11 protein-coding genes and 1 pseudogene are annotated in these 9878 nt (G+C 64.2%); 10 read left to right on the top strand and 2 right to left on the bottom strand.

Features of this window, described 5'->3' with window-relative positions:
* The 7 genes from RG19_RS18070 to RG19_RS17765 form a co-directional block, all read left to right on the top strand.
* The coding region (locus tag RG19_RS18070; protein ID WP_202905359.1) for a hypothetical protein at positions 1-477 on the top strand (477 nt) is incomplete at its 5' end.
* A gap of 54 nt (positions 478-531) precedes the next feature.
* Positions 532-1161 carry a type VI secretion system Vgr family protein gene (locus tag RG19_RS18345; protein ID WP_338037923.1) on the top strand — a complete coding sequence of 210 codons (630 nt, stop codon included), beginning with the start codon at positions 532-534 and terminating at the stop codon, positions 1159-1161.
* On the top strand, positions 1148-1702 hold the full coding sequence (locus tag RG19_RS16980) for a hypothetical protein (protein WP_157515323.1): 555 nt from the start codon (positions 1148-1150) through the stop codon (positions 1700-1702). The genes RG19_RS18345 and RG19_RS16980 overlap by 14 nt, the downstream gene beginning before the upstream one ends.
* 48 nt (positions 1703-1750) lie before the next feature.
* Entirely contained in the window at positions 1751-1987 is a 237-nt protein-coding gene (locus RG19_RS16975; RefSeq protein WP_157515322.1) for a hypothetical protein, read from the top strand.
* 434 nt (positions 1988-2421) lie between these two features.
* The gene (locus RG19_RS17400; protein ID WP_082672760.1) at positions 2422-2994 is read left to right on the top strand and encodes a lysozyme inhibitor LprI family protein; all 573 of its coding nucleotides are present in this window, start codon (positions 2422-2424) and stop codon (positions 2992-2994) included.
* Positions 2995-3236: 242 nt separating this feature from the next.
* Complete coding sequence (locus RG19_RS16970) at positions 3237-3794, top strand: hypothetical protein (protein WP_157515321.1); 558 nt, start codon at positions 3237-3239, stop codon at positions 3792-3794.
* A gap of 65 nt (positions 3795-3859) precedes the next feature.
* Positions 3860-4576, top strand: a complete 717-nt coding sequence (locus RG19_RS17765) for a M949_RS01915 family surface polysaccharide biosynthesis protein (protein WP_157515320.1) — start codon at positions 3860-3862, stop codon at positions 4574-4576.
* Between the two features lie 158 nt (positions 4577-4734).
* Here the strand turns inward: RG19_RS17765 and RG19_RS16955 are convergent, their stop codons facing one another.
* Positions 4735-6099 (bottom strand): glutamate--cysteine ligase, encoded by a 1365-nt coding sequence (locus RG19_RS16955; protein ID WP_058836295.1) that lies wholly within the window; start codon positions 6097-6099, stop codon positions 4735-4737.
* Positions 6100-6514: 415 nt separating this feature from the next.
* On the opposite strand from RG19_RS16955, the gene RG19_RS16950 reads away from it, so the two are divergent.
* Together RG19_RS16950 and RG19_RS16945 are read left to right on the top strand one after the other, a co-directional pair.
* On the top strand, positions 6515-7510 hold the full coding sequence (locus RG19_RS16950; protein WP_058836294.1) for a trypsin-like serine peptidase: 996 nt from the start codon (positions 6515-6517) through the stop codon (positions 7508-7510).
* 175 nt (positions 7511-7685) lie between these two features.
* Positions 7686-7967 carry a hypothetical protein gene (locus tag RG19_RS16945; protein ID WP_157515319.1) on the top strand — a complete coding sequence of 94 codons (282 nt, stop codon included), beginning with the start codon at positions 7686-7688 and terminating at the stop codon, positions 7965-7967.
* 197 nt (positions 7968-8164) lie between these two features.
* On the opposite strand, the gene yihA is transcribed toward RG19_RS16945, so the two are convergent.
* Positions 8165-8809, bottom strand: a complete 645-nt coding sequence (gene yihA / locus RG19_RS16940; RefSeq protein ID WP_058836712.1) for a ribosome biogenesis GTP-binding protein YihA/YsxC — start codon at positions 8807-8809, stop codon at positions 8165-8167.
* Between the two features lie 141 nt (positions 8810-8950).
* On the opposite strand from yihA, the pseudogene RG19_RS16935 reads away from it, so the two are divergent.
* A pseudogene (locus RG19_RS16935) lies at positions 8951-9724 on the top strand (c-type cytochrome); the annotation flags it as partial.
* Positions 9725-9878 lie beyond the last annotated feature (154 nt).

Genomic DNA, 9878 nt, shown 5'->3' with positions numbered 1-9878 from the left:
GCCACTTGTTTTGCCGAGCTTCCTGTCGGAGTGGAAGTTTATACCATAGCGGGGCTGGACGCCCCTATGAAAATAGAAAAGAAAGATTACCAATTCTATCTGTACGAGAATGACGGAAGCCACTCGATTAGTGGCAGACGTTCAAACGGAAAAGAAATAGATCACACAATTGATGATGCAGGAGTAGGAAGGGTCGAGAGAATTTTTGCAATCGATAGCCAGCCCTGCGGCACAAGCTCGATCGACCTCGTACTTCAAATAGCCCCCAGCCCGAGCTCTGAAAGTGATCGTAGAAATTACTATCGCATCGTCTTTGATTCGAACCTAGACAACGTCGTCTCCGAATTTTATGACCCTAGCATCGCAGCCGTTAATGCAATTCTTCCGCTACAAAGTGTAGAAGGAACAACCGATTCGGAAACTGGGAGAAAAATAATCTGCAATGGATCAAAACCGGAGATAGCCACAGAAGACTGAGCCCACGGCGAGCATGTCGGCAATGAGTCGAGTGATTCTGTCATCCACCTGCTCGTGGAGGCTGCACGCCGACGATGCTGCCACCGCCTGCACACCACCCTGGCCGAGAGCCGGCTGGAGCTGGGCTATCTGATCCAGCACGACGATGCCCGCCGCGGCGGCCTGCGCGGCCAGGGCGTGGAGCTGGCGAGCGCCGGCTGGGGCAACGTGCACGCCGCCCAGGGCCTGCTGCTGTCGGCCAGCGCCCGTCCCGACGGCACCTCGACGCAAATGGACATCGGCGACGCGATGGCCCAGCTCAAGGGCGCCGAGCGCACCGCCGAGGCGCTCCACGACACTCTGCAGCAACAGCAGGTGCCGGGCTTCGACGCCAATCCCCAGCTCGCCGCGCTGCGCGAAGCCCTCGACCCCGAAGCCGACGGCGCCTACAGCGGCAGCGTGGCCGGTCAGCCTGCGATGAAGCCGGCCGACGGCCGCGAAATCTGCATGTCGGCGGCTACTCCCCGAATCTCGTCGAGACGAATCAATGAAACCAACAATCCTCGCCTTCGCCATTTTGGTCCAGGCGTGCGCTGCGAGCGATCGCCCAGACGCGCCATCGCCCACCGCTGCAGAGGTATCCGTTGTCTCGGAGCGAGAAGGCAACTGCCTCTCGGCGCTCCACGACGCCATGGACATCGATGACGGAGAGTCACTAAGTGCATTCGGAACGTTCAACGATCTCCCACCCTCCCAAGGCAAAGTCGCCTTGGAGGATGCCGATATCACGTCACGCGCCGCCACGATGCCTGGTCTGCGCGCATGTACAGAGAACTTGCACTTCTCATTCTCGATCTTGGTCGACGGCATCCTAACCGAGGGCGCTTCATTGCAAATGTACCCTGTCATGGCGTGGAGGGCACCCCAGGGTTACTTGGCCTTCTTCATGCACAAAAACTACGAAACGCTGGATGGCGAAGGCGAGACAACTGAAATTTCAGCGCTGGCACTGGATAGGTCAGGTAGACCGATCCGGCTCCTCCCGGCGGTTTCGTCCTGGTACGAATACGAGGGCTCCATCCGCATCCGGGACTTCGTGTACTCCAGCCATCAATTCATGACGACAGAAGAGATCTTCGATCCGCTCGAGCGTGACGAACTCGGGAACGTCTTGACCTACAAGGAGGACGCGCGTAGTGGAGCCTCGGCAGTTCATGAAATCAACTGGGCTCCCGCAAGTAAATAGCCGAACCGTCCTGTTGCCAACATGGCGGTGCTTCGCCCAGCCATGACCATGCTACCGTCATTCCTGCTGCTCCTGCTCGCACTACCGTGGCAGGCGCGCGATGCAGAGACCCCGGTGGAACAGCGGACGCCCTCATGCCGCATTTTTATCGAAGATCTCAGGTATCGACCGGGTCAGGACGCGTTGGAGTTCGATATCGAGCGCTTATTAGTACTCGGCCCGACAACGGTCATCCACGCCTACGATGCCCTCCAGCCGCTCGCGTCGGGCTGCAGCTCCGGCTGACACCCAAGTGGCGCGGCCCGAGGATGTGGCGTCACCTTGAAACATAAAACCCCACGTGGATGTCGCGGCAGGCGTCATCGATGATGTGCCTTGGGTACACAGCCATCGGCGAAGCCGGCCCCGAACTGGCCACAAGCATCGTGTTCTACGATGAAGAGGCGCAACCCCGTTTCTCGCATCTCGTCAGCAGTTACATCGCATGGGAGAACGCGACTACGCTACGTTCAACGCTCACGGCGGGCAGCATCCACTCTTGCGCACAGCATATCGAGCATTTCTCCTACCACGAAAATGGCGACGTTGCGGACGCACTGAACGCCGAAGAACACTCCCGCACGAATCATACCCACGAAAAGACTGTAGGTGAGATAGGGTCAGGGCGGCCTCCTCACAAGACGAGATAAAGAGGCTGCATTCTTCGAGGAGGGATTAAAATGCGACTGCTGGGAATAATACTGCTTTTCATCACTTCAACCTGCATGCCGACACAGGCACAGGTAGAAAGTGATGCACTATGCGAAAGCGTAGCAACGCCCGACTTGCTGAGATGCGCATCCAGCCGGCTTGCTGGCGCCGACGAAAAACTAAACTCTGTCTACAGGGAAAAACTCTCACGTTCAGGCGACCTAGAAAACAACCTCCGCGAAGTGCAGAGATCGTGGATCAGGTTCCGAGACAGCTACTGCGATAGTATTCGCGAAGAGTCTGCGGGAGGAAATGAGGCGGATATTGAAGGAAATTTCTGCTTAGCTGCTCTTACAGAGGATCGCATTGGAGAACTCGAAAGTGCTGGAAGCACCGATAGCGATTCCGATTTCTTCAAGGCAATCCGTTCACTTGAACGGGCTGGATACAACAGACAAGAATTAATAAGCAAACTCGCCTCTACACCGAACGACGTTCATTGGAATGAGTACACCGGCAAGAATTGTGAGTTCATTGGTAAGGTCTCCGCTTCTGAAATAAGCGCATGTAAAGCTCGCCTTAATTTCGAAAGAACCTACTAAGACGGCCGTTTGTGACGGCCCTATGTACAAAGGAGGGGAATCACACAACTAACGCGGAAAGGCACAGCCAAGCCGATCAGCGACACTCAGGGAATCAGCTTGTCGACGACCCAGAAAACATAGTTATGATGGTCCTGCGCCTCCTGCACAGGCTAGGCCGCTAAAGCGCATGCTTCGCCGGATTTCTTCATGCCCAGCGCCTTATTGCGGCAGCCGGTGGTTGTAGAACTGGATATAGTAACTTGAACCCCGCTCTCTCAATTTTTGAAAATCTTCCTGCTTCACGAAGACAGGCACTTCACTTTGTGCTGATTCCCTTGCTGTGGTTGTCGGCACCCGGTCCCGTAATGGCACAAACCTATGCACCCGGCACGCACGAGATTGCTTCGCCTGCTGGCGATGTCCGCGTGAGCTCGGGCTTCGTCTCTCACCTCGGGCCGCATTCCTTCCACGCCTACACCATCATGTTCCGGCCGGCCGGTGACACGACCTGGCACCAGGTGCCGATCGTGGAGGATCCCGCCGAGCCCGAGCTGACGTTCGTCGTCGCCCGCACGGCGACTCCCGATTTCACGACCGGAGATGCCTTGGTGGTCGCGGACGCCGCGGGCATTGCGCTGATCGTTGCGCGATTGCAGTACGAGCGGACCCCCTACGACGATGATGCTCATGTCGGGGCGAGCGCCTACAGGTTGATGCAACTCGAAGACGAAAGTCGATGGATCCTGCGAAAGGACGACACCTTTGCCGCACCGCCCGGCCGATCCGTCGAGCAGGTGCTGGCGTCAATGCAGAACTGATGAGGGCAGATAGTCGCCATCGGTTCCGAGATCACTCCCACTGGCGCCCGAACCTCGCGCTAGCCGTGTTGCTGCTGACCGGTTGTCATGCATCACCCGTGGACGACGTGACCAAGCCGGCCGTAGAAGCGCCAAGCGGCAGTGCGGACATCGCTGCTTTCAATGCTGACCAGACAGCGCCGAAGGTGACAATCCGAGAAGGGATGCGCATGCCCGCGATCGATGGACCGCGTGCTCCGGATCTTCCCGATGCTGGTGTCGAGGGCATATTCGGCTACCGCGATGCGGCGGGCGATCATGCTCTGCTCTTGCGTCGCGCCTTCCGCGCTTCTAAGTCGGATCAAGACGACATCGAGCACATCGTGCTTTCAACCCACCTGTACGAGGTGGATCAGGCCCATGACGCTCGAACAGGCGCGCGGACTTCAGTGACTTGGCACATCGAGGATGCGTTCGAATGCGAAGGCCTCGACTTCGACGCCGATTTCCTCCCCGATGCCCTGCGTGTCGAAGACCTCGACGGCGACGGTCGTGCGGAGGTCCTGTTCGGCTACAGCAGCTTCTGCGGCGGCGGCATCGAGCCGCGCGAGATCACCCTGATCCTGCGCGCAGGCGAGCACGAATACAGGTTGCAGGGCGAATCGCTGGTCAAGCCGCCCGGCGATGCACCGGCCTTCGGCGGCACGTACGCGACGACGCCGGCAGAGGTCGATATCCCGGCGCCGTTGCGAACCGCATTGCTCGACGCGTGGGAGCGCGTCAAGCATCAGTCCATCGAGTAAAGGGGGTCACGTCCACGATACGCGGGCTCGCCGCATCGACGGCGACACGCACGTGACCGATCCACGCGCGATCGATTCCCGCCGTCGCGCCCATGGCCGCATGCGTGGCCATCGCCGCCTCGGCGGCGCCCACGCCCGCCGTCCGACGGACGCTCGCCTCAGTACGCGAACTCGCGGAACACCCGGTCGATATCGCCCTTCCACTCGCCGTTGAACAGCGCGAGCTTCCGCTCGGCCGGCGTCTCCCCGGCTTCGGCGACTTCGATCAGCGGTTCGAGAAAACGGGTCTCGTCCACACCATGTTCGTTGTGACAGGCACGGCGGCGCAGACCGGCGACGCTGATCTTCAATGCCTCGATGGCGAGATCGCGCACATGGCCGCGACGGAACGGCAGCCCGAGCGCGTGCCGGGTCACGCCGTCGCGCAGGGTATGACGCTCGGCCAGGGTGAAGTCCTTGACCAGATCCCAGGCGGCATCGAGCGCGGCATCGTCGTACAGCAGACCCACCCAGAAGGCCGGCAACGCGCAGATCCGGTTCCACGGGCCGCCGTCGGCGCCGCGCATCTCCAGATACTTCTTCAACCGCACTTCCGGGAAGGCGGTGGTCATGTGGTCGGACCAGTCGCGCAGCGTCGGCAGCGCGCCGGGCAGCACCGGCAGGCGGCCGTCCATGAAGTCACGGAAACTCTGTCCCGCGGCATCGTGGTAGATACCGTCCCGACAGGTGAAGTACATCGGCACGTCGAGCAGGTAGTCGACGTAACGCTCGTAGCCGAAACCGTCCTCGAACACGAAGTCGAGCATGCCCGTGCGGTCGGCGTCGGTGTCGGTCCAGATGTGCGAGCGATAGCTCAGATAGCCGTTGGGCTTGCCTTCGGTGAACGGCGAATCGGCGAACAGCGCAGTGGCGATGGGCTGCAGCGCCAGCGACACCCGGAACTTCTTCACCATGTCGGCTTCGGTGGCGTAGTCCAGGTTGACCTGCACGGTGCAGGTGCGGGTCATCATGTCCAGGCCCAGGTCGCCGACCTTCGGCATGTAGGCGCGCATGATCCCGTAGCGCCCCTTGGGCATCCACGGCATGTCGGCGCGCGCCCACTTGGGTTGGAAGCCCATGCCGAGGAAGCCCAGCCGCAGTTCGTCGGCGACGGTCTTGACCTCCAGCAGGTGGGTGCCGACTTCGCGACAAGTCTCGTGGATCGTCTCCAGCGGCGCGCCGGACAGTTCCAGCTGGCCCGCGGGCTCCAGGGTGATCGAGGCGCCGGCACGTATGAGCGCCACGGTGCGTCCGTGCTCCTGCACCGGCTCCCATTCGAAGCGCCTCAGGCCGTCGAGCAAGGCCTCGATACCGCGGTCGCCATCGAAGGTCGGCGGACGCAGATCGTCGAGCCGGAAACCGAACTTCTCGTGCTCGGTGCCGATGCGCCAGTCGCTGCGCGGTTTTTCGCCCTCGGCGATGGTCTCGACCAGGGCGGCGCGATCGCGGATCGGAGCGTCGCTGGCATGGCTGGGGCTGGACAAGGGAATCGACTCGCGGACAAAGGGAACGCGCTCCGGAGCGCCCCGGAATCGCCAGCGCGCACTATAGCGGCTGCCCCGCACCCACGCGCGTGCGCTGCGCGATCCGCTCCGTTCCGCGCGCCACCGAGCCGGCGTCGATCCCGGCCGCCGGCCGACCCCGTGTGCCGCGCAGCATTCGCATCGGACGCGCGGGTCTTCCGCGCCTCGATCCGCGACGCGGTCGTGCCCCCGCATGCGACGTACCGCACTGAATGCACAGAGCGGCTCGCCCGGGCGTCCGCCCCCCGGGCATCTGTGACCCCAATCACGGTGGCTCCTGCGATCCGTGGGGTACTAGATCGGTAGGGGTCGATGCGTCGTGGCGTCGGTCCCGAACGTTTGCGCAAGGACAACCCAAACCACAAGGAGCTTCGCAATGAGGATTTCGACAGCAGTAGGTCTGGCGGTGCTGTGTTCGGCCACCGTGCTCGGCACCGCGACCGCGGCGGAGAACTCGTTCCAGAAGACCGGCGAAAAAGCGCGCTTCATCCATGGCGACAATGTCGTCACCGGCGTGATGCCGGATCCCGGCACCGTCACCGACGTGCGCCTGCAGACGCCGCAGGAGAAGGCCGCCGGTCTCAGCGCGGTGATGGTCTCCCGCGACGGCGACGTCTACACCTCGGAGATCGATCCCGAAGACGTGGCGCTGTTCGAGGAGGCGGTACGCGCACTCGAGGCCCTCGGCCGTACGCCCGCGATGATTCCCGGCGCTGCACCGACCCGGCCGACCGTCGACGGCAGCGACATGATGCGGCCCAACGTGGTCATCGGCACCGACGACCGGGTGCAGATCACCAACACCGTGGCGGCGCCGTACTGGAACATCGGCCGCGTCGCCTCGGGCTGCAGCGGCACGCTGATCGGACCCAAGCATGTGCTCACCGCCGGTCACTGCGTGTCCAACGGCTCGGGCACCTGGTACTCCAGCCTCAACTTCACCCCGGGCAAGAACGGCAGCTACGAGCCCTGGGGCACGACCTCGTGGAGCAACGTCATCGCGCCGTCGGCCTGGCACAACGGCCGCGATACCAACTACGACTACGCGCTGATCATTCTCAGCCAGCCCGCGCATGGCGGCTGGGCGGCCTACGGCACCTACGGCGGCGGCAATCACACCATCACCGGCTATCCCGGCGAAAAGCCGTTCGGCACCATGTGGACCCACTCCGGCGGCGTGTGGACCAGCGGTTCGTTCCGGCTGTGCTACACGATCGACACCACCGGCGGCAACAGCGGCAGCGGCATCTACGATGGCGGCAACGTCGTGCGCGGCGTGCACACCACCGGCTCCTCATCGCAGAACTGCGGAACCCGGTTGACCAGTACCGTCGTCAATACGCTGCAGAACTGGGTCTCCCAGAATCCCTGACCGTTCTCACACCACGGTCGGCGTCGACACCGAAGGGATGCGTCGCTCCGGCGGCGCATCCTGTTTCCGGGCGTCGGCGGACAGCACGACCGCAATGCCCAGACATGGGGAAATCCGCATGGCACCGAATGTTCCGGCTGCGCCTCTCACCCGCGCCCTCCTGGTCTCGGCCGCGATGGCGCTCGCCGCCTGCGGCACCGGCAACCGGCCGGCGCCGGTGACGCATGGCGTCGACAGTGCCTCCGAGCCGACACGTCCCGTGCTCGAGCGCGTGATGATCCGCGGCAGCGCGGAAACGCCGGACCCGGTGCTCGCGCGGGTCCGCGCACTCGAGGCGGACGGCCTCGTCCAGGACGTCGTCGTGATGGAGTCGTTTCCGGTGCAGATCGAGCTGAGCGCCCCGCGGACGGTGATCGACGAGCTCGCCGCGATCCCGCGTATCGACGGCGCGCCCTGACCGATCGGACCGCGCGTCGCATGCGGTTGCGGGGCGCGGGGCTGCGAACCGCGAGCGACTGCGCGGACGCCGCTTGGCTCGGCACCATCGCGACGCTTGGTCACCAGACCCCGTCCGCGCAACGCGGCACCGGCGGCAGGTGCGGTGTTCGGGCCATCGTGTCGCCCTGCCCCGTCGGATTCGATCGGGGCCGTGCGCTAGCCGCCGCTGCCGTTCCCGGCCGTATCGCCTGCCGGCAACAGGCCGAGCCACTCGCCGACCACCACGCGCGCTTCGTCCAGGCCGATCTTGTGCAGCGCCGAGAACGTCTGCACGGAGACGCTGTCGCCGTAGGCCTGCTTCAAGTCCCGGCGTACCGCCTGCAGCGCATTGCCGGAACCGCCGCGGCCGAGCTTGTCGGCCTTGGTCAGCAGCGCATGCGCGGGCAGACCGCGTTCGACGGCGTACCCCAGCATCTGCCGGTCGTACTCGCGCAGCGGATGGCGGATGTCCATCACCACCACCAGCCCCTTGAGCGCGCCGCGCCGGGCGAAGTAGTCGGCGATGAACGCCTGCCAGTGCGCCTGCAGGTCCTTGGGCACCTTGGCGTAGCCGTAGCCGGGCAGGTCGACCAGATGGCGATCCTCGTGCGGCGGTATCTGGAAGAACACCAGTTGCTGCGTCCGTCCCGGCGTCTTGGAGACCCGGGCCAGCGCGTTCTGCTGGCAGATCGCATTGAGCGCGCTGGACTTGCCGGCGTTGGACCGCCCGGCAAAGGCGACTTCGGCGCCGAGATCGGGCGGCAACTGGGCCGGCGTGTGCGCCGCCAGACGGTACTGGGCGCGGGCAAGAGGGTTCGACATCGGCATAGGATCGCATGCGCAGCGGTGTGGGCGCGGCGACGCTTGCGGATTCGGCCGTTTGACCCCGCTTGCGAGGGGCGTCGATAATCGCGCGTCCCTCGGGCGCGTTTGTGTCCGATTCATGTTGTTCGGAGCCCAGCCATGCGCCACGCCCGTGCCTACGGTCTCGCCGGCCTCGCCGCCCTCGTGGTCGGCGCCGTCGCCTTCGCGCAGTCCACTGCAGTCCCGCTGCCTGAAGAGACGCCGGTCGAATCCGCGCCTCTGGAAGACAATGCCGTGGCCGAGCTGGCCGAGGCCGAGTGGGGCGACGTGACCCGCGGGCAGACCCTCGCCGGTGCTTGCGCCGCCTGCCACGGTCTCGACGGCAACGGCACCGACCGCTCGATCTACCCGAGCATCGCCGGTCAGAACGAGCAGTACATGGCCCATCAGCTGGCGCTGTTCAAGAGCGGCGAGCGCGTCAACGCGATCATGCAGCCCGAAGCCGCGCGCCTGTCGCCGCAGGACATGCGCGATCTCGGCGCGTACTTCGCCACCCAGGAAGCGCAGGCCGGCATCGCCGACGACGGCGTCGTCGACAGCGGCCCGTACGAGGGCATGGCGTTCTACGAGATCGGCCAGCAGCTCTACCGCCGCGGCGACACCGCGCGCGAGATTCCGGGCTGCATGGCCTGCCACGGCCCCACCGGCGCCGGCATGCCGGGCCCCTCGTATCCGCACGTCGGCGGGCAGGTCGCGTGGTACACCGCGCGCCGGCTGGAGGAGTTCCGCAGCGGCACCACCACCGAGCGCGACACGCACCTGTTCGATGTGATGCACACGGTCGCCGAGCGCCTGACCGATCAGGAAATCCAGGCGCTGGCCAGCTACATGGAAGGTCTGCATCCGCGACCCGACGCCGCGACCCGCGCGCAGATGGCGCGGCTCGACGGCACCGTCGAGGTGCCCACCCGCGGCGGTCCCGGCGCCACCGGCGATGCGGTGGAGATCGAGGCCGAGGAGATCCCGGCCGGCGCACCCGGTGCACCCGATGTGGAGCCGCAGGATCCGCCGCAGCCCGAAACCGGCA

The organism is Luteimonas abyssi, assembly GCF_001482195.1.
Classification (GTDB): Bacteria; Pseudomonadota; Gammaproteobacteria; order Xanthomonadales; family Xanthomonadaceae; genus Luteimonas; species Luteimonas abyssi.
This window is presented reverse-complemented; position numbering and strand designations above follow the sequence as displayed.